Raw genomic sequence first — 21387 nt, 5'->3', positions numbered from 1 at the left:
AATGACTTTGCTAAAATATATTATTGATCCGTGAGTGAGTCTTTAAAGATTAAAGCTGGATTTTGCAGGATTGGTTATTCCATGACAACTTTAACCATTACATTTCTTCATAGACTCATTCACGGATCAATAAGGAAGACGGAATAGTACTAGTTTTAAAAATAAATTTGAACCTTTTATTTGAATAATTAAAAATTAAACTAAGTTTTTATGCCTACCAATATTACTCTTTACAAAATATTTCTAGCTTCACCAGGAGATGTAAAAGCAGAACGTCAAATTGTCAAAAAAGTCATTGATGAAATTAACATTGGCAACTATTCAAATAATGCAATTAAACTTGAATTAGTTGCATGGAAAACTCACACACATCCATCAATTGGACTTGATCCTCAAGATGTGATTAATAGGCAAATTGCAGATGATTATGATATTTTTATTGGTATTATGTGGAATAGGTTTGGCACTCCAACTAATAGAGCTGAGTCGGGTACCAAAGAAGAATTTGATCGTGCTTTTGAGAAAAATAAGACTACATCAACTGAAGTATTATTTTTTTTTAAAACTACTCCTCCCTTGTCACTCAAAGATATTGACTTAGAAAGTTTGTCAAAAGTCCGAAAATTTCAGCAAGAATTATTTGATCAAGGTGTTTATTATAGAGAATTTAATCAAGCGGAAGAATTTGAACAATTATTAAGACTCAGTTTAATTTCTGTTCTTAAAGAATACAAGACTGATGTGCCTATGGTTGTATCTATCCAAGAGGAGTATTTACAAGCAGAAGTTGTAGAAGGCCCTAATCTTGAAGATATTGGTTATTTTGAAGCTCTTGAAATCACCATGAAAGAATCTGTTAAATTAACGGAAATATATAATAGGATGACTAATAATTTGACAATATTAAGTAATAATTTAAATAAAAAAACTGAAAAAATTTATCTTGCAAATGCGCTAGATCAGTCTAGCAAAATGAGAGAGCTAAAAAAGTTAATTAACCAATTATCTGGCAATATGTTTGCCTATTGCAAAAAGACAAGGGAAGAGATTTCTAAATTAAATTATCAGCAAAAATTACTTATCAAGTATTATTACATTGTATTAACGCTACATAGTAGTATAACTGATGATTTACAAGAAAAACAAGTTTTAGTGTCGAGTCTGATAAATTTAAAAGAGACTATCATAGTAGTTATAGAGCAGATAGACGGAATGAGACAATCAGTAATAGCAACTCCCCAAATGACAACTGAATATGCTAAAGCTAAAAAGGAAACAGTTAGTGTTTTAACTGATATCATAAATGAATTTACAGCAAATGTTAATTTGCTCGAAGAATTAGAAAGATCAATACAAAAAGATCTATAAGCGATAAAATTAAGATTATAAATTACTTTACAGAATAATTCACGAATCAATAATACCTACAGATAACAGCTAATACCTGCTTAACTTCAAAAAGCAATATATTGGACGTTAGAAAGCAGGCATCCAGCCTGCTTTCTATGTGGTTTTAGTGGCTTCTATACCCTAATTTTCATCACGATGCTTGAACACGTTACGTTTTATCTGGGGATGGTGCTGGTCATGTTGCTGTTGATCATCCTAGCACAGAAAATAAAAGTGGCTTATCCGGTGTTGCTGGTGGTGGCTGGCCTGGGCATTAGCTTTGTCCCCGGCGTACCGATGCTCAACATGGACCCGGAGCTGATCTTCATCATCTTTTTACCCCCGCTGTTGTACGAGGCTGCCTGGTCCGTTTCCTGGAAAGAGCTGTGGAAATGGCGACGTATCATCCTCTCGTTTGCCTTTCTGGTCGTCTTTGTTACGGCCCTGAGCACCGCCCTGATTGCCCGCCACTTTATTCCCGGCTTTACCCTGGTGCTGGGCTTTTTGCTGGGCGGTATTGTGTCGCCCCCCGATGCGATCAGCGCGGCCGCCATCATGAAATTCGTTAAGGTGCCCAAGCGGTTGTCGTCTATTCTGGAGGGCGAAAGCCTGCTCAACGATGCGTCCTCGCTGATCATCTTTCAGTTTGCGCTGATAGCCGTGTCGACCGGTACGTTTGACGTGCAGGATGCTTCGCTTAGCTTTTCGTGGATGGTAATCGGTGGCGTAGGCATCGGTCTGCTGGTTGGGTGGCTGTTAATGAAAATCCATAAACTGCTCCCTACCAATGTTAATATCGATATGGCTCTGTCCATTCTTACGCCCTACGCCATGTACATTGCTGCCGAAGGAGCGCATAGTTCGGGGGTGCTGGCGGTCGTGAGTGGTGGGCTGCTGATGTCCTACAACCGGTACAACTTTTTGAGCGGCCGATCCAGAATAAGAGGCTTCAATTTCTGGGAAAGCACGTCCTTTATCCTGAACGGACTTGTCTTTATCCTGATCGGGCTCGATCTGCCGCAAATTGTTTCGGGTCTGGGCAGTACCAGTATCGGAGAAGCGATTGGCTATGGCGTACTGATTACCGTGGCTCTGATCGTTGTCCGGATTTTATCCTGCTACGGAGCCGTCATCACAACCCTGGTGATGCGCAACTTTATAACCGTAGCCGATAGCTCAAATCCAGGCTGGACTACGCCCCTGTTGCTCGGCTGGACCGGTATGCGGGGTGTGGTTTCACTGGCAGCCGCTTTATCCATTCCTATTCACCTGAACAACGGATCCGCTTTCCCACAACGTGACCTTATCCTGTTCATTACGTTCGTCGTGATTTTGCTGACCCTTGTTGTTCAGGGCCTTACGCTACCGGCTATCATAAAAAAATTCGGTTTTGAAGAGCGGGATTATGTCAAGCCGGAAGAGAAGGTCGATGCCTTTATTGAAAAAGAGTTTGCCGCTCTGGCCCTGCAATACATCCGGGAAAACCTGAGCGAGGACGAGCTTACCCAGCCCGTTTACAAAAAACTGATCGACCACAGCTCCCGTAAATTAGCGGGTGATGAAGCGTTTACCCTTAGCGAGCCGGTCAAAGAACTGTACCGGCATATTCTGGATCGGCAACGACAATGGCTGGTTGAAAAAAACCGCAGCACCATGACCCTCGACGAAGACATTGTCCGCAAGCATCTCTACTATCTGGATCACGAAGAAGAGCGGCTGTTCCTGCGCTGAGAGAAACACACATTCAGCACCAGCTACGTAGCATCGGCTGTGTTTTTCTTCATCTTATCCGACGTAACAGGCGACTCATGCACTCGGCTACAACTCATTACTAGTTGATTATAGAGTATTTTTTGTCATCCCGACGCAGGAGGGATCTTCAGGTAACATAAAAAAGATGCTTATTTCCGAAGATCCCTCCTGCGTCGGGATGACAGAAAATGCTCTCTACACAATTTACGTTAGTCATGATACGTAGTGTATTGCCGTAACAGGACACGATGGGGTATAATCAGTAACGAAAATACTTTCTGCTACGTGCCGATGAAGGCTTCAGGCCTACAGAAGCTATCAAAAACCTAACCCCGGAACCCTTGACGATTTATGAAAAATACCTGGTTGATGTTAGTAGGTTGCTTGTTGTTTTCATTCGCTTTGAAGGCGCAGGAAGGCAGGGTACGGGAAGTTAGAACAAATGTTCCGTTGGATTCCATTGTGTTAAGTGACCCGTTTATTCTGGCAGATCGCCCAACAAACACGTACTACATGACCGGCACCGGAGGTCTGCTTTGGAAAAGTAAGAACCTGAAGCTTTGGGATGGCCCTTACAAGGTAACCAAAACCGATCCGAACTCATGGATGGGACCCAATCCGATGATCTGGGCTGCCGAAATTCATCCTTTCAAAAACAAGTACTACTATTTCGCTACGTTTACTAACAGGGCCGTCAAGATTGATACCGTCAAAGGCAGGGCCATCGAACGGCGGGCCTGCCACGTACTGGTCAGCGACAAACCCGATGGCCCGTATGTACCCATGCAGGATTCTACGTATCTACCCGCCGACAAGCCTACGCTGGACGGAACCTTATGGGTCGACAAAAATGGTAAGCCGTACATGGTCTATTGCTACGAATGGTTGCAGAATCTGAACGGAACCATCGAAAAGATCGAACTGAAACCTGATTTGAGCGGCTCGATCGGCACAGGCGAGGTCTTGTTTCGTGCCAGCGATTCGCCCTGGAGCCGCGAGAAAGACTCAACAGGTAAGGTCCATCCGAATAAAGTCACGGATGGACCTTACCTGTTCAATACGAAAACCGGGCGGTTAGGAATGATCTGGACCAGCTGGATTTATGACGTTTATACACAAGGGGTTGCTTACTCAAAAAGTGGCACCCTGGATGGTCCCTGGGTGCAGGAAAAAGATCCCATTACGCCCCATAATTACGGACACGGAATGCTGTTTCGTACGCTGGACGGTAAGCTGTTGATGTCCATTCACAGTCATAAAAGCGTAAATGGACGTACCGTCCGTAATCCGCATCTGTTCGAAGTCGATTTGTCCGGCGATAAGCTGGTTACCGGCAAACCGTATATCCTAGCGAAGTAACGGCCGGAAAATGGTGCTTTACTCGTTTGCGCAATGTTGTTGAGTACGGTACTAGTTGTTGCACTCACTTCGCTTGATGGCATCCTATTTCCCTATCCTACGACTTTTCATGTTGGTCCCTACTACTCAGCTTTTTTCAGGCTTTGGTCCATAAACAAAAAAGCCTGCAGAGTTTAAGCTGCAGGCTTTTTAGGCAAAATGTTAGTGACCGATACGGGAATCGAACCCGTGTTACCGCCGTGAAAGGGCGATGTCCTAACCGCTAGACGAATCGGCCGTCTTGTGTCCAAGACCCAACGTTTTAGCTTGTTAGCTGCTGCGTTGGCGAAACGTGGTGCAAAGGTAGGGCTATGTTTTTATAATGCAATAAAGCCCTTCAAAATTTTTCTAAAAAAAGGCTTCCTGACCGATTTACTGCTATTTTTGAGGAGGTTAGCCTTTCTATTTTTTTTTCATCACATTCATGAAACACATTTTGCTGCTGGCTGGACTCGCTGTTCTGTCATTACGTACGCTTGCACAAACACCTGGTTCTATATCCTCCAATCCAGATTCACCCGCTACGTTTCTGGGCTATAAAATCGGGGATCGTTTTACGCCCCACTATCGCGTTCTGGCCTATGCCGAACAGTTGGCTCGTCAGGTGCCGAATCGGATTAAGCTCCTCCCCTATGGCACTACGTATGAAGGGCGTCAGCTAATGGTGGTGGCCGTCGGTTCGGAAGCGAACATGGCCCGTCTTGAAGAAATCCGGACGAATAACCTGAAACGAATTGGCTTATTGGACGGTAATCCAACAGCTTCCCCCCAACCGCCTATTGCCTGGCTTAGCTACAACGTACATGGTAATGAGGCCGTCAGCTCGGAAGCGTTTATGGAGGTCCTCCATCGGTTGCTGAATCCAGCTGACGCCATTTCACAAAAAATCCTTAACTCGACTGTCGTTATTCTCGACCCCGGTCTGAATCCGGATGGCCATGACCGCTACGTGAATTGGTACAACCAGATGCTCGGTCGGAATGCAGACCCGACGCCCTCGGCTCGTGAACACCAGGAGCCCTGGCCCGGCGGACGATACACGCACTATCTTTTCGATCCGAACCGCGACTGGGCCTGGCAAACACAGGAAATCACGCAGCAACGGATGGCGTTATACCAACAATGGATGCCTCATCTCCACGGCGATTTTCACGAAATGGGCGTCGAAAGTCCCTATTATTTTGCTCCATCGGCCAAGCCTTATCACGAAGATATTACCCCGTTTCAGCGGAAGTTCCAGCAAATTATCGGGCAGTATTGCAGCCGCTATTTCGACCGGAACGGCTGGCTTTATTACACCCGCGAACGATTCGACTTGTTTTACCCGAGCTATGGCGATACGTATCCGACTTACAACGGAGCCATTGGTATGACCTATGAACAGGGTGGCAGTGGCCGTGCGGGCCTGGCTATCGAAAAAGCCGATGGCGATACGCTAACCCTCCGGCAACGTATTGACCACCACGTAACGGCCAGCATCGCGACGCTCGAATCGGTAGCCGATCGACCGGCTGAAATAGTAAAAGAGTTTGGTCAGTTTTTCGACAAATCGCGTAATTCCCCCATTGGTCTGTATAAAAGCTACGTCATCAAATCCAATGGCGATGCAGGTCGGCTAAAAGCGTTGCAACAGTTACTGGAACGTAACAAAATCAGTTTCGGATACGCAGGCAAGTCACAGGCACTGCCCGGCTACAACTACACGACGCAGAAGAATGAAAAAAGCGTAACGGTAGCCGCTGAGGATATTGTTATCAGCGCCTATCAACCTAAATCGACGCTGTTGAAAATTCTGTTCGAGCAGAGTTCAGCGCTTGAAGATTCAGCTACGTATGACATTACGGCCTGGTCGCTCCCTTACGCTTTCAGTCTGCAAACGTATGGCTTGACAACACGGATCAATCCAGCGAGTAATGCGCCTGTATCAACCACGACTACGTCAACAACAGCGGCTGCTACATCAAACGCGTATGCGTATCTGATCAAGTGGCAGTCATTACCGGCGGTACAAACGCTGGCTGGCCTGATGAAACAAAAAATCAGAGTTCGGGCTGCGGAAAAACCCTTTGAATTAGAAGGCAAAACGTATCCATCCGGAACGCTGATTGTGCCCCGCACGGGCAATGAGCGTTTCGGCGCTCGTCTCGACGCACTTGTACGTGCTGAAGCGGCCCGAACAGGAGCCGAACTGACGCCCGTGCAAACAGGCTTTGTGACCACCGGATCGGATTTCGGATCGGATTTTGTTACGGGTCTGAAAGCGCCACGCGTCGGCCTGATTATTGGCGAGGGGACACCCCCACCCTCTGCCGGTGAAGTCTGGCATTTTTTTGATCAGGAGCTAAATTACCCCATTACGTTGCTCGACGGAAATACGCTTAGCAACGTGGACTGGAGCAAGCTGGATGTACTCGTGCTACCGACTAATTACAATTATGGCCGTTTCCTGAACGATAAGATCTTATCGGCGATCAAGGAATGGGTCCGAGCGGGAGGCAAGCTCATCGCTATGGAACGGGCAACGTCTTTTCTGGCGGGTAAAGATGGGTTCAGTTTAAAAGAAAAGGAGCCTTCTACCGAAACCGATAAAGCGAAAAAAGGCAACCCCACCGACTCGCTCAAATTGTACGGCGACCGCGAACGGACGGCTATTTCGGATGATATTCCCGGCAGTATTTATCGCGTCAACATCGATACGTCGCATCCCCTGGGTTTCGGTCTGACGAATGGCTATTATTCACTGATCCAGAACGCGTATAACTTTGACTTCCTGAAAGATGGGTGGAATGTAGGTTATTTAAAAGCCGACAACTACGTAGCGGGTTTTTCGGGACGTAATGCCAAAGCGAAACTAAAGAATACCCTGCTGATGGGCGTTCAAGGTTCCGGTCGGGGTAGCATTATTTATCTGGCCGATAATCCGCTATTCAGAGGTTTCTGGTACAACGGTAAACTGTTGTTCAGTAACGCCGTATTTATGGTTGGCAATTAATCTTCGGGTGGTGTCGGGCCCGAAAACCTGACACCACACAAAAAAAATTCTATTGAGTAACGCTTATGGTCAACTTGATGCGGTAAAAGCAATGACTTACCCGCTTTCCTGTTTGATGCTTAGACCTATTTATTTGGTGAAATTTCTCCTGCTTTTTCCATTTATCTTTTTATTCCTGAGTCACTCATCCTTGCTGGCTCAGAAGCAAAATGAGAACTATCAGCTTCACATCAGCCGCGCTACGTCGGCGATTACGCTCGATGGTGTTGTCGACGAAGCGGCCTGGCAGGCTGCGGAGGTGGCAACGAATTTCTGGATGGTGTTGCCCATGGACACCAGCCGCGCCCGCGTCCGTACCGATGTTCGGATGACGTATGACGCTAATACAATTTATCTGAGTGCCGTTTGCTACCACGGCTACGTAGCGGGTCCGTACATTGTCGAGTCGCTCCGGCGCGACTGGGCCTTCGGTAAAAACGACAACTTTATTTTCTTCATGGATACCTTCGACGACCAAACCAACGGCTTTACCTTCGGCACGAATGCTGCCGGAGCGCAGTGGGATGGCTTGTTGTACGAAGGGGGGAAAGCTAATCTGAGCTGGGATAACAAATGGGCATCGGTCGTGCGGAACTACGACGACCGCTACGTGCTTGAACTGGCGATTCCGTTCAAAACCATCCGGTACAAAAAAGGGATTTCCCGTTGGGGCATCAACTTCAGTCGGCAGGATCTGAAAACAACCGAAAAATCGTCCTGGACACCCATTCAGCGACAATTCCCGACGGCGTCACTGGCTTTGACCGGTGTTCTGGTCTGGGATCAGCCTCCACCGCAACCCGGCCCGAATATTTCGTTGATTCCATATGCGTTAACGGGCATTACCCGAGATTATCAAAATGGCGTGCCGACCAAGAGCCGCTTCGACGCGGGTATCGACGCTAAAGTGGCTATTACATCGTCGCTGAATCTGGATTTAACGGTTAATCCTGATTTTTCGCAGGTAGATGTCGATCAGCAGGTGACGAATCTGGACCGTTATGAGCTCTTCTTCCCCGAAAAAAGGCAGTTTTTTTTAGAGAATGGGGATCAGTTCACCAACTTTGGTTACGCAACGATTCGTCCGTTTTTTAGTCGCCGGATTGGCCTGGGAGGTGTACCCATTCGTTTTGGGGCACGACTAAGCGGTAAACTCAACAAAGACTGGCGCATTGGTATCATGGATATGCAAACCGGGCGCGTTGATGATACCGGATTGCCCGCCCAGAATTTTGCCGTCGTAGCCTTACAGCGACGCGTATCGGCCCGATCCAACGTGGGTTTTATGTTCGTCAATAAAGAATCGCTTTCGAACGAGTCTGTTACCGACAAAACTCTTTATTCCCGTTATAATCGCAATTTAGGGTTGGAGTACAACCTGGCCTCAGCGAATAATCTCTGGTCAGGAAAGGCTTTATATGTCAAATCGTTCAGTCCCGACCAACCCGGTGACGATGCCGTTTACGCGGCTAATTTGCAGTATTTTAGTCGTAAATGGCTCATAAGTGGTCAGGTTGAGTCTGTCGGCAAATACTACACTGCCGAAGCCGGGTACGTTCCGCGCAGGGGTTATGAGCGAGGCATGACAACAATAGGGTATACCTTTTTGCCAACGGGTAGCCCAGTTCTGAACCATGGTCCAACGCTGACGTCTATGTATTTTTTCGATCCAACCTGGAAACAGAGTGATAATGAAAGTACGTTGAGCTATGCCGTTACGTTCCGCAGCCGAAGCGTTTTTACGGCCTGGGTGGCCACGGACTATGTTCGCTTGCTCCAACCGTTCGATCCGACCAATACTGGCCGGGAAACCCTGACTACCGGCACGGAACATAGCTGGACAGCCTGGGGCACCGATTTTGATTCGAAACCTCAGAGCGTGTTCACGTATGGATTTTCATCACGCTACGGTGGTTATTACGCCAACGGCACCCGACTGAATCTGACGGCCGATCTGGGCTACCGGTTTCAGCCTTACGTTAGCCTGGCCGCCAGCGCGAGTTATAACGACATTCGCCTACCGCAGCCCTGGGGACGTACTACGTTCTGGCTGGTTGGTCCTCGCTTCGACCTGACCCTCACGAATACATTGTATCTGACTACGTTTGTGCAGTATAACGAGCAGCAGAAAAACATGAATGTGAATGCCCGGATTCAATGGCGCTACAAACCCGCATCGGACTTTTTCCTGGTTTACACTGACAATTATTTGCCCAATTCGGCGCAGATTGGTCAGGATGTCCCCGGGTTTTTCTCGGTTAAGAATCGGGCTTTAGTGCTGAAGTGGACGTATTGGTGGAACATCTGACACGTAACGCTGAAAACAAACTCAATTGGTGGCAGTTAAGTGTGCAACCCGCCGAAGAATAAGCGGATAACGTACTACACTCAAACCAGTCGACGTTTATGAAAACTCTGTTGCGTATTTTCCCCGTGGCCGCTGTGGCTTTGTTTCTAACGCTGTTTCTGACCAGTTGTGCAGCGATCGGTGATATTTTCAAGGCGGGTGCCTGGACAGGCGCCCTAATGGTCATCGTAGGAATTGGCATTGTTATCTGGCTCGTATCCAAATTGTTTGGCGGGGGAGGCAGCAGTAATCCCTGATAAAATTATATTTCCATTAAAAAGCCGGTCTTTAGTAAGGTCCGGCTTTTTTAATAAAATCATTCACCAATATTTAGTTTTTAGTCTGTTTACAGCATTCTTATGCATTAATCTTATCATTCAATATTTGTGATCAGTCCAGGTAAATACGGTCTCTTATTGATTGTGCTAATCTCTTATTCAGGTTTTAGCCAGCGACTGACAGCCCCTACTACGGAGGCCGTTAATTATCTGGAACGGAGCGTCTGGCGATTAACTGTACTGGCCCCTGGTATTCTTAATGAGTCACGAATAGGGCCGAAGAGCGGTGTTATGGCTTCACGGGGCCTTAGTATCGGGAGAGGCACGATTTCGCTTAACTTTAGTCCTTACATCAATACGTATGTATCAGTAGGCGGTCGCTATTTTTATAATCTTTCGCGTAGATATGTCAAAGGGAAAAGCACGAAGTTCAATTCCGCTAATTATTTAATGATCCGGACCAATTATACTTTTCCGCCGTTCCTGATCGACTATGAACCAAGAATTACTATTGGCGTATTGCAGGGACTGTCAGTCAATGCATTGTGGGGCATTCAGCGTACATTTCAGAGTAATATATATCTGAACTTCGCTACAGGCGTTAAAATTGCCCCTAATGGCTATGGCTTGGCGGGCAATTTCATAGTAGGCTATACATTTCTCAACAAAAAAGGTCCTCGTTATTGAAGACCTCTTTAGGAGAACATTTATGCTACCAGTTCCAGTAGTCCATCGCGCTGAAGCACGGCTCGCTGGCGTTCGCTCAGGTCGTCGGATGCCCGCATGAGCGGTAACCGAACCTCGGCCGAAATCAGACCCAGAATCTCCAGAATATTCTTGACACCAACTGGATTTCCCTCTTCATACAACAATGAATCGATGCGCAGGAAATGACCAAGTTCTTTCCGGGCGAAGGCAAAGTCACCCCGCAAAGCCGCTTCAATTATCCCGCAGAATTTAGCTGGAAACGCGTTGGCGATCACCGACATGACCCCTACGCCCCCAATGCTGATGATGGGAACGCCCTGCACGTCATCGCCGGAAATCAGCAGAAAATCATCGGGTTTATCGCGAGCAATTTCCATGCACTGTTCGATCACACACGATGCTTCTTTAACGCCGATAATATTCGGATGCTGAGCCAGTTCGCAAATGGTTTCGGCCGACATATTGATGCCTGTCCGGAATGGAATGTTATAGAGAATAACCGGTACAGGACTAGCATCGGCAACGCGCGTAAAGTGCTCGATAACCCCTCGTTTCCCAGGTTTATTGTAATAGGGGCAAACCGACAAAATCGCGTCGACACCCTCAAAATCAATGTTCTTCATTCCCGACACGACATCCGCCGTTACGTTGCCACCTACACCAAATACGATCGGGAGTTTCTTTGGGTTGTTTTCCTTGAGGTACTGCAGTAACTGGGCTTTTTCCTGCTTAGTCACCGTAGGCGATTCGCCGGTAGTGCCCTGAAGGACGACGTAACGCACTCCTCCCTCAGAGATGTGCCGAATAATGCGGCCAAAGCCGTCGAAGTCAATTGTTTGGTCGGCATTGAAAGGGGTTACGATGGCAACACCTACGCCGTGAAATTTGCCGTAGTGGAAACGAGTATCCATTAGTGGAGACGGGAATGTATTCTTACAAAGTTACGGGAATTTAACGGGGAAATACTCATACCTCCAACATTGCCAGGAACTCGTCTTCGCCGATCATTGGTACGTTCAGCTTCTTCGCTTTTTCGACCTTCGACGGACCGGCGTTTTCGCCCACAATCAGGTAATTCAGTTTCTTGGAAATCCCGCTTAACAGTTTGCCGCCGTTTGCAGCAATACGGTTTTCGAGTTCTTCACGGGTGAAGTTGGTGAACGTACCGGTATAGAGGAATGTCTTACCGGCTAACGTATCGCCTTCGGCCTCAACGGCTTTTCGCTCGCCCACAAACTGCAATCCGGCAACCCGTAACTGCTCAACGAATGCTCGATTTTCTTCATCAGCAAACCAGGCGACTACGCTTTCGGCAATGCGCGGCCCTGTGTCCGGCACAGCCAGTAACGCTTCCAGACTGGCACTCAGGATGGCATCCATCGACCCAAAATAGTCGACCAGTTTTTCGGCTGTCGTAGCGCCAACGTAACGAATGCCTAAGGCAAACAGCACATTGGCGAATGGTTGCGCTTTAGACCGTTCAATAGCCGTCAGAATGTTATCGACCGTCTTTTCCCGAAAACTGACAATACGTTTCTTGCCCGTCTCCTCATCCAGAAATATTTTTTCTAGACCCAGCAGTTGTTCACCCGTCAGGCTGTAAAGGTCAGCCGGTGTTTGCACGAGTCCCCGGTCAATGAGCATTTCAATTTTTCCTTCGCCAAGGCTTTCGATATTCATCGCCCGACGTTGAATAAAATGCTCGAACCGAGCCTGGCGCTGTGGTGGACAGCCACGTTCATTCGGACAATAAAAGTGTGCCTCACCTTCCTTTCGCACTAAGGGCGTTCCGCAGGCGGGGCAGGTGGTTGGATAAACAATCGGACGACTCTGGTCAGTACGTCGGTTCAGATCAACGCCCGTTATTTTCGGAATAATTTCGCCACCTTTCTCCACGAATACTGTGTCGTTTACCATGACACCCAGCCGCTCGATTTCATTCGCATTGTGGAGGGAAGCTCGTTTAACGACGGTTCCTGCCAGCAATACGGGCGTCAGCAACGCAACGGGCGTAACCGCTCCCGTTCGACCCACCTGATACCGAATACCGTTCAGCACCGTACTGGCCGCCAGAGCTTTGTATTTGAAAGCAATCGCCCAGCGTGGACTTTTGGCGGTATACCCTAATTCGCGTTGCTGATCGTATCGATTGACTTTAATAACGATGCCGTCGGTTGCCAGTGGTAGTTCGAACCGCTTCATCTCCCATTCGTTGATGTACTCCATAACCGCCCGAATGTCAGCGCATTTCTGCCAGGTCTGCGAGACATTGAAGCCCCACTGTTTCATCGCGATCAGGCTTTCCTCATGGGTCTGAAACGCTTCTGGGTCGGACAGAAACGAATATACGTAGCAGTCGAGTCGGCGCTTGGCGACGGCTGATGAATCCTGCTGTTTGAACGTACCGGAAGCTGCGTTACGTGGATTCGCCAGAAGCGTTTCGCCAATATCTTCCCGTTCTTTGTTGATCCGTTCAAACTCGGCCAGCGGCAGAAATCCTTCACCCCGAACTTCGAACAGAGCAGGGGGCAGTGGGGTAAAGGCAGAGGGTAATGGGGTATCATTTCCAAAATCAATGGCGACTTGCCCTGCAGCAGGCTCGGCCCCGCGCCCTGCGCCCCCTGCCCTCTGCCCTTCCACACGTAGCGGCACTGTGCGAATGGTACGGATGTTGTTGGTAATGTCATCACCCCGAACGCCATCGCCCCGGGTTGCGCCCTGCACCAGTACCCCATTTTCGTAGGTCATGCTCAAAGCCACACCATCGAATTTCAGTTCGCAGACATATTCGTACTCATGCCCACTCAACCCTTTCTGAACACGTTTGTCAAATTCAACCAGATCTTCTTCCGAATACGTATTGCCCAGCGACAACATCGGAAAACGATGATAAACGGTCGCAAATTCTTTACTGATCGTGCCCCCAACGCGAACCGTGGGCGAATCCGGCTGCCGAAACGCAGGGTACTGCTTTTCAAGATCAGTTAGTTCCGCAAGCAATTGATCGAACGTAAAGTCATCTACCTCCGAAACGCTGTTCTGGTAATATTGATTATTATAAAAATTCAGGAGATGGGTTAATTCGGCAATACGTTCCTGGGGGGTCATAGCATTCATGTCAACAGGCAAGTAGTAAATACGGATACGTTAAAGTACCGGTAAAATTTTGTGGTTTTGTTTCGGAATGGCCTGATTAATCAGGAGTCGTACTGGCGGGTACTTAATCGGCAGGTAATATTGGGGTTGTTTCACGGTTCATGCAAAAAAATAGTAGTTTTACAGGATAAAAATTTGAGTTTGTTACACTCATCAATCGATAAGGCTTTCTTTTTCAACCTATTACTTTCCATTGCGGTACAGTTAAACATGAATCGACCTCTTGTTGCTCCTTCCCTGCTCGCGGCTGATTTTGCCAATTTACAACGCGACCTGGAACTAATTAATCAAAGTGAGGCCGATTATCTGCACTTCGATGTGATGGATGGTGAATTCGTACCCAACATCTCATTCGGCTTTCCGATTCTGGAAGCGGTTCAAAAACATTGCCAGAAACCACTGGACGTTCACCTGATGATTGTGAATCCGGATCGCTACCTCGACGCTTTCGCTGAGGGGGGTGCCTCGGTTATTCATGTTCATTACGAGGCCTGTACGCACTTGCACCGAACCCTGTCCCACATCCGCGAGCTAGGCTGTCAGGCTGGAGTTGCCCTTAATCCGCATACACCTGTGGATGGGTTAGAAGATGTCCTGGAGCAAATAGACGTCGTTCTGGTGATGTCTGTAAACCCTGGCTTTGGCGGGCAATCCTTTATCCCCCATACGCTTCGGAAAGTAGCGAAGCTGAAACAATTAGTACTCGCCAATCGCTCGTCAGCCCTGATCGAAGTCGACGGGGGCGTCGGTCTGAACAATGCCTCAGCCCTTCTCGACGCTGGTGCAGACGTACTGGTAGCCGGCAATTCGGTTTTTAAGGCCCATGATCCGCTGGAAGCGATCCGCCAGCTAAAACACAGTCGTCAGCCATTGACAGCCTGACCCCTTTTCTTAACACTCATTGACTCAGTATAAATCGTTGCATGAAAAAATCATATCTGGCTGTCTTCTTTAGTCTGTTCATACTGGTGACAGCCTGTCGTGATCCCAAAAAGAATCAAGACGACGCCCAAACATCCGTTTCTGATACCACAGCGGCAACCCCTCCACCAGCTCCTGAATGGGCTGGTAACGCGACGATCTATGAAGTAAACATCCGGCAGTTCTCACCCGAAGGCACCTTCAAAGCCGTTGAGGATCAATTACCTCGCCTGAAGGAGATGGGCGTTGACATTGTCTGGCTAATGCCTATCTACCCGATCAGCCAGAAAAACAAAAAAGGGACGTTGGGCAGCCCATACGCGGTTGCCAATTACACAGCCGTAAATCCCGATTATGGGACAATGGCAGATTTTAAATCGCTCGTAAACCGGGCACATGCGCTGGGGCTGCACGTCATTCTGGACTGGGTCGCCAATCATACGGGCTGGGATCACGTCTGGGTAAACGAGCATCCGGACTGGTACACAAAAATCAACGGAGCCATGACAACGCCCGTCGACCCCAAAACCGGCAAGCCCACCGACTGGTCCGATGTTGCGGATCTGAACTACGATAATCCCGAGATGCGTGAGGGCATGATCAAGGCTATGCAGTTCTGGGTACGCGACTATGGGGTAGACGGTTACCGTTGCGACGTAGCAGGATTCGTCCCGAATGACTTCTGGGCGGAAGTTCGACCGCAGTTAGACAAAATCAAGACGGTCTTTATGCTGTCAGAATGGGAAGATGAACCGGACCAGTTCAAAAGCTGCTTCAACATGAACTATGGCTGGAGTATGCACAATATGATGAAAGCCGTCGCCAAGGGTGCTGCTTCTGCCGATAAGATTGACTCGCTACGGGCGGCCAACAAAAATCGGTTTCCAGCCTGGTATTATCAGATGCTGTTCACGCAGAATCACGACGAAAATTCGAATAACGGTACGTTGCAGGAATCGTTTGGACCAGGGGCCGAGGCTTTTGTTGTCCTGAGCAGTACGCTCGAGGGCATGCCCCTGGTGTATAATGGCATGGAATCGAATCTGAACAAACGGCTGCGGTTTTTCGAAAAAGATACGATCACCTGGGGTAACTATGCCAAGAGTGATTTTTACGAGACACTACTGACGCTCAAACACCGAAACCGGGCGCTCTGGAACGGTCTGGCGGGTGGTAGGGCCGTAAAGCTCCCAACAAATCACGACGATAAAGTATACGTCTTTTACCGGCAAAGCGAAAACGACCGGGTAATTGTCCTGATAAATCTTAGCCCGGAAACACAGTCTTTCACCATGGGTGGCACAGGGTATGCTGGTACTTACACCGAAGTATTCAGTCATGAATCGGTGGATGTGAAACACGGTATGAACGTAACGCTTACCCCCTGGTCTTACCGGGTTCTGACAAATTAAGGTCCAGCTATTCAATTACGGAAAGAATCTACGCTTTCCGTTCAGCCCAATCGACTTGACTACTCCATGATTTTTCCTTAGATTTCCTGACAATCTAAACGGACAATTTTTTCGTAAAGACTAATAGTCATTTTCTTCCCGTTGATTCATAAACGGCTTGTTATTTTTATCGTTTATGCGAGTTTGGAGCGTCTTGTCAATCCTGTTGATCGTGGGAGTCAGTTTACGTGGCCGGTCACAATCAATCCAATGGGCAAGCCGTGTTGTGGGTGTGTCGTCGGAAAAGACCGGAGGAACCAGCGGTGAGCAGTATAAAGCGTCGCAGGCGTTAGGGTACCCCAGCAAAGTACTCGCTTTGGACGAAAGCCCCTGTGCCTGGGCACCTCGGGAAGCCGACGGCTCAGCCGATGAGTGGATTCAGGTGGGATTTGCGAAACCGATACAGGCCCAGCAGATTGTGGTCTCCGAAAACGTGAATCCGGGTTCGGTGATACGTATCCTCGCGTATGATGAGAAAAATACGGAGCATCTGGTTTATCAGGCTCCTGGCATTCAGGAACGTACCGATCCGTTACTACGCGTTTTCCCCAAAGAGACTAGCTTTCTGTGCCATCAGCTTAAAGTTATTATAAACGGCGCGGCCCTGAAAGGGATTAACCAAATTGATGCTATCGGTATCTCAACGGATACGAAACCGGTTTCCGTGGGCATCAAACTATCGAAGGAAACGCCTAAAGATATTCAGAAGGAAAACCTCGGCAAAACGGTTAACTCGCCGGGACAGGAAGTTACGCCCGTGATTTCTCCCGACGGTCGAACTCTCTATTTTACCCGAAACTATCACAAAGGAAACACGGGTGCTGCTGATCATCAGGATGTGTGGTACTCAACCCTTCAGACCGGCACCGGAGCGGCATCCGGCTGGAGTGAAGCCATTAATATCGGCTCACCGATCAATAACACGGGTGATAATGCCATTAACAGCATATCCCCCGATGGTCGAACCATGTACCTTCTCAACGTCTATCGCCCCGATGGGGGCTTGTCGTTTGGGATTTCGAAATCCGTTCGCACCAAAACGGGCTGGTCGCAACCGGTTGAATGCCGGATTCCCAACAATTACAACCTTCACGACAAAAATCAGATGGAATTCTGCGTCTCTCCTGATGGACGCTCCATTATTCTGGCTCTCCAACGGAAAGACACACAAGGGAATCGAGACCTCTACCTGTCGCGTCAGAAAGCCGATAACACCTGGGCGGAACCCGTATCCCTGGGCAACGTAATCAACACCGCCGACGCGGAAAGTTCGCCGTTTCTGGCTGCGGATAGTCGGACGCTGTATTTCACGTCGGCTGGACATCCGGGCTATGGTAATGGTGATATTTTTGTGAGTCGGCGGCTCGATGAGTCCTGGACAAACTGGAGTGAACCGGAGAATCTTGGTCCGTCGATCAATACGCCCGAATGGGATGGTTATTTCACGATTCCCGCTTCAGGCGATTACGCTTACCTAAGTTCACGAGCGGGGTCGGTAGGTGAAGATGATATTTTCCGGCTTAAATTATTTCCTGCCATTAAACCCGATCCGGTTGCTATCGTATCGGGTCAGGTGCTGGATGCTACTACGAAAAAACCGGTTGCGGCAGCGGTGATCGCTGGGCTGTTTGGTGAGCAAACAGAAATAGCGAAAGTAGATTATAGTCCCGAAATGGGTGAATATAAATTGATACTACCCGCTCGAAAAGTTTACACGCTGTCAGCTCAGAAGGAAGGCTACTTTCCTACGACCGAAACACTCGACCTGAGCAACGACAAACGATTTCGGGAAATTCGCCGGAACTTATACGTAGCAAAAGTTGATTCGGGGCAGAAGATTGTGATGCGGGAAATACTTTTTATGCAAAGCCAGTCTACGTTATCGCCGGGAGCCAATAATGAACTTGACAGGATCGTGGGCATTATGGAAGCGCACCCAGCTATGGAATTATTGGTGGAAGGTCACACGGATAACCAGGGCGATTGGGAGCTTAATCTGAAACTCTCTGGCGATCGGGTTCGGGTTGTAAAAGAATACCTGACCGGAAAAGGAATCGCCCCAACTCGCATTCTCACAAAGGCGCTGGGCCCCAGCAAACCCATTGCCAGTAACGGCACGGAAGAGAAGCGCAAACAGAACCGTCGGGTAGAATTCACGATTCTAAAACTATGAGAACCCGGATTTTGCGCGTAGTTTTGACCCAATGTTTACCCCATTATCCCGCACTACACTGTTTTTGCTGAGCGCCCTGTTGGTGCTGGCGTTGTGTCTTCGCCTGTATCGTGTTGGTACGTACAGCATCTATTTCGACGAAAAATCGACGCTCTTGATTAGCCAGAGCGTTGTTCTGGAAGGATCTAATCAGAGAGACGTCTTCAGCAAACCCTACTTTACTCCGGCTGAATTCTGGAAGCCTAAAACGTTTACCGATTTCGTTGAAGCCAGTATCCGGGGCGACATCGGGAACAGCCCGGCCTATTATGCTGTGGTATGGCTCTGGCTGAAACTGTTTGGGCTAAGTGATACGTCATTACGGATGCCATCGGTCATCTTTAGCGTACTTATCGTCTGGCTCTTATTCGTCTTTGTCCGACGGCATTTTCAGACGGGATCCCGTCTGACAGGTTCAGCAGGTTTTCCAGCTCTTAGTAACCGTTCCGTCGACACACTGGCCCTGACGAGTGCCGCCATTGCGACGATCGAGCCGTTTTTCGTTTCTTATAGCCATATTGCTCGCAACTATTCCATGACGTTTTTCCTGACGTTGCTGGCTACGCACCTGTTCTTACTGATTCAGGAGCGCGTTCGTTCGCAGGATTCGATACGTTCCCCGGCCGCATCTGGCGCGGTTTCGTTGCCGGTGTTATACGTTGCCTATGGTTTTGTTTTTGTTACGGCTGTACTCTCGCACTACCTGGCCATTACGGTATTTCTATGCCATGGTCTTTACGCGTTACTGTACCTACGTAACAGCCGAGCCTGGATTACGCTGGGTATTACCAGTGTGGTGGGGTTAGGGCTCGTCTCGTTATGGTTTTTTTTCGGGGGCGGCAAATACACGTTCTTTACGTTAGAACAGCAAAAGAATTTTTACCGACACATTGCCCTTACCAACCCAACCGGTAGTGGCTATGGTCTTATTCTACCGGCTACCTTTCCGAATATTTCAATTCGGGCCATCCCTATTTTTTCGGATTTGTTCATCATTACGAACGGCTTAGGCAATCAGCTAACTGGTTTGCGGAATTCCATTCCAGCTTTGGGGTTGAGCGTGCTGGCCACCGGGCTGTTGCACCGTTATTTCACTGTCCCTAAACCACCGGTCTGGGTGTATGTAGCCTTCCCACTGATTTTACTGGCAGGGTTACCGGTTTATACGGTAACACCACTACGTCTGCTGGTGCTGTCCGTTTCGATCCCGTTTATTTATCTGATCGTTCGCTTCATTATTGACAACATAAACTCCGATCAGAAACGCATCGTTATCCTGCTACTGTTCCTGACGTTCATCCCGACGTTTTTTCTACTCTTTATGGCTTGGCGTTCGGGTCATACCTTCGGAATTACGCAACGGTACTCAGGTTTTTCGTTTCCATACGTCTGCATTCTGGTTGCCATGGGGTTACTGCAACTCCCAAAACTCCACTGGTGGTTTAGTTTACCGATAGCCACATTGCTAGTGCTTCAGGGTGTACACATTGGTCAACTGCTGGGGGAGATTTATGCTGATGAGTCGCCAAAGTATACCTACTTCGGCAAAGCTCGTATTGCCAATCCTTACTGGGCTTCTGCGCAACGACTGAAGGAATTGTACGCACCGGGCGATACGATTTTATACCCGAATAAAAAGCGAATCATCTACTCGGAAAAGATCGATAAAACGTATTCGCCGGTTACGCTCATTGACGCGCAAATGGTGAACGTTTATTTACCCAAAGATGCGCAATACATCCAGCGCGTCGACCCGAACGAGCGGGACCGGATTGTGCTGGTCAAGGGTAATTCGGACAAAAAAATTACTATTTTTGATTTTCAGGGCGGTATGTATCGCTACGGCGACTCTGAATAAGCTTCATCCCATCAACTAGTTATGACCTCGACCAACGAAATCACAGATCTACAAATGCTTCAGGGCCAGCTGAGACTAAAAATACTGAGTCTTTATCACCAGGCCCACGCCGGTCATATAGGCTGTTCGCTGAGCTGCGTCGATCTGATGATTGCAACGCTTGTTTTACGCAAGCGCGAACAAGATACATTTTTACTATCGAAAGGCCACGCAGCGGCTTCTCTCTACGCTTGCTTAAATCACCTGGGTGAAATTTCGGATGAAGTCCTGGAAACGTATTATCACAATGGCACTACGTTACCAGCGCATCCGGCCCCTAACCAGCATCGGGGAATTCCGTTTGCAACGGGTTCGTTAGGCCATGGCTTGCCTATCGGTACGGGTATTGCCCAGGCGGGGAAGTTACTGGGTGATGATTCCCGGGTATTTGTGCTCATGTCCGACGGCGAAACCAACGAGGGCACAACCTGGGAAGCTGCTCATTTTGCGCTTCAGCATGGGCTGGATAACCTGATCATTCTGATCGACAAAAATGGATTACAGGGCTTTGGTAATACAGCCGATGTGATGGGCGATACGGCCGATGTTCGTACCTGGAAGGCAATTGGCTTTGACACGGTTGAAGTAGACGGCCATAATGTAGACAACGTATTAACTACGCTGGATCGACTAACTGACCCGGAAAACCAGAATGGAAAACCAAAGGTCATTATTGCCCGAACAGTGAAAGGCAAGGGCGTGTCGTACATGGAAAACCGGCTCGAATGGCACTATCTTCCGATGACAGAAGCCCAGTATGAACAGGCCTGTACGGATGTGAATGAGCGGTATTTACTGGCTCACGAAACCCAGGCGTAGCTTCCGGCTGGCTACCGTTGGCTATAAA

14 protein-coding genes and 1 tRNA gene are annotated in these 21387 nt (G+C 48.3%); 12 read left to right on the top strand and 3 right to left on the bottom strand.

Translation table 11 applies throughout. The annotated features are described in order from the left end of the window. The first annotated feature begins 210 nt into the window (after positions 1 to 210). The 3 genes from IC230_RS27440 to IC230_RS27430 all read left to right on the top strand — a co-directional run bounded on the left by IC230_RS27440 (position 211) and on the right by IC230_RS27430 (position 4500). Positions 211 to 1368 carry a DUF4062 domain-containing protein gene (locus IC230_RS27440; protein WP_191042265.1) on the top strand — a complete coding sequence of 386 codons (1158 nt, stop codon included), beginning with the start codon at positions 211 to 213 and terminating at the stop codon, positions 1366 to 1368. A gap of 177 nt (positions 1369 to 1545) precedes the next feature. Further along, the gene (locus IC230_RS27435) at positions 1546 to 3120 is read left to right on the top strand and encodes a Na+/H+ antiporter (RefSeq protein ID WP_191042264.1); all 1575 of its coding nucleotides are present in this window, start codon (positions 1546 to 1548) and stop codon (positions 3118 to 3120) included. A 372-nt stretch (positions 3121 to 3492) separates the two neighbouring features. After that, positions 3493 to 4500, top strand: a complete 1008-nt coding sequence (locus IC230_RS27430) for a glycoside hydrolase family 43 protein (protein WP_191042263.1) — start codon at positions 3493 to 3495, stop codon at positions 4498 to 4500. Positions 4501 to 4705: 205 nt separating this feature from the next. Here IC230_RS27430 and IC230_RS27425 read toward each other — a convergent pair. Then, positions 4706 to 4777, bottom strand: a tRNA-Glu gene (locus tag IC230_RS27425). 186 nt (positions 4778 to 4963) lie between these two features. On the opposite strand from IC230_RS27425, the gene IC230_RS27420 reads away from it, so the two are divergent. The 4 genes from IC230_RS27420 to IC230_RS27405 all read left to right on the top strand — a co-directional run bounded on the left by IC230_RS27420 (position 4964) and on the right by IC230_RS27405 (position 10882). After that, positions 4964 to 7531, top strand: a complete 2568-nt coding sequence (locus IC230_RS27420) for a M14 family metallopeptidase (RefSeq protein WP_191042262.1) — start codon at positions 4964 to 4966, stop codon at positions 7529 to 7531. A 115-nt stretch (positions 7532 to 7646) separates the two neighbouring features. Next, positions 7647 to 9878 carry a DUF5916 domain-containing protein gene (locus tag IC230_RS27415; RefSeq protein ID WP_191042261.1) on the top strand — a complete coding sequence of 744 codons (2232 nt, stop codon included), beginning with the start codon at positions 7647 to 7649 and terminating at the stop codon, positions 9876 to 9878. Between the two features lie 98 nt (positions 9879 to 9976). Continuing rightward, positions 9977 to 10174: a hypothetical protein gene (locus IC230_RS27410; protein WP_191042260.1), complete on the top strand. Its 198-nt coding sequence runs from the start codon at positions 9977 to 9979 to the stop codon at positions 10172 to 10174. A 129-nt stretch (positions 10175 to 10303) separates the two neighbouring features. Next, complete coding sequence (locus IC230_RS27405) at positions 10304 to 10882, top strand: hypothetical protein (protein ID WP_191042259.1); 579 nt, start codon at positions 10304 to 10306, stop codon at positions 10880 to 10882. A gap of 20 nt (positions 10883 to 10902) precedes the next feature. Here the strand turns inward: IC230_RS27405 and dapA are convergent, their stop codons facing one another. Both dapA and ligA read right to left on the bottom strand, forming a co-directional pair. Then, on the bottom strand, positions 10903 to 11814 hold the full coding sequence (gene dapA, locus IC230_RS27400) for a 4-hydroxy-tetrahydrodipicolinate synthase (RefSeq protein ID WP_191042258.1): 912 nt from the start codon (positions 11812 to 11814) through the stop codon (positions 10903 to 10905). A gap of 55 nt (positions 11815 to 11869) precedes the next feature. Next, entirely contained in the window at positions 11870 to 14011 is a 2142-nt protein-coding gene (gene ligA, locus IC230_RS27395) for an NAD-dependent DNA ligase LigA (protein ID WP_191042321.1), read from the bottom strand. 258 nt (positions 14012 to 14269) lie between these two features. Here ligA and rpe point away from each other — a divergent pair, with 258 nt between their 5' ends. From rpe to IC230_RS27370, 5 genes are all read left to right on the top strand, one after another. Beyond that, on the top strand, positions 14270 to 14941 hold the full coding sequence (gene rpe / locus IC230_RS27390) for a ribulose-phosphate 3-epimerase (RefSeq protein ID WP_191042257.1): 672 nt from the start codon (positions 14270 to 14272) through the stop codon (positions 14939 to 14941). Between the two features lie 41 nt (positions 14942 to 14982). Continuing rightward, positions 14983 to 16392: an alpha-amylase family glycosyl hydrolase gene (locus IC230_RS27385; RefSeq protein ID WP_191042256.1), complete on the top strand. Its 1410-nt coding sequence runs from the start codon at positions 14983 to 14985 to the stop codon at positions 16390 to 16392. Between the two features lie 175 nt (positions 16393 to 16567). Beyond that, positions 16568 to 18604 (top strand): OmpA family protein, encoded by a 2037-nt coding sequence (locus IC230_RS27380; protein WP_191042255.1) that lies wholly within the window; start codon positions 16568 to 16570, stop codon positions 18602 to 18604. A gap of 31 nt (positions 18605 to 18635) precedes the next feature. Next, on the top strand, positions 18636 to 20501 hold the full coding sequence (locus IC230_RS27375) for a glycosyltransferase family 39 protein (protein ID WP_191042254.1): 1866 nt from the start codon (positions 18636 to 18638) through the stop codon (positions 20499 to 20501). A 21-nt stretch (positions 20502 to 20522) separates the two neighbouring features. Then, positions 20523 to 21359, top strand: coding sequence for a transketolase (locus IC230_RS27370; RefSeq protein ID WP_191042253.1), 837 nt, complete (start codon positions 20523 to 20525; stop codon positions 21357 to 21359). Positions 21360 to 21387: the final 28 nt, after the last annotated feature.

The sequence above is a fragment of the Spirosoma validum genome, from assembly GCF_014699035.1.
Lineage (GTDB): Bacteria > Bacteroidota > Bacteroidia > Cytophagales > Spirosomataceae > Spirosoma > Spirosoma validum.
The sequence above is the reverse complement of the archived record's forward strand: the minus strand, read 5'-3'. Positions and strand labels throughout refer to the sequence as shown.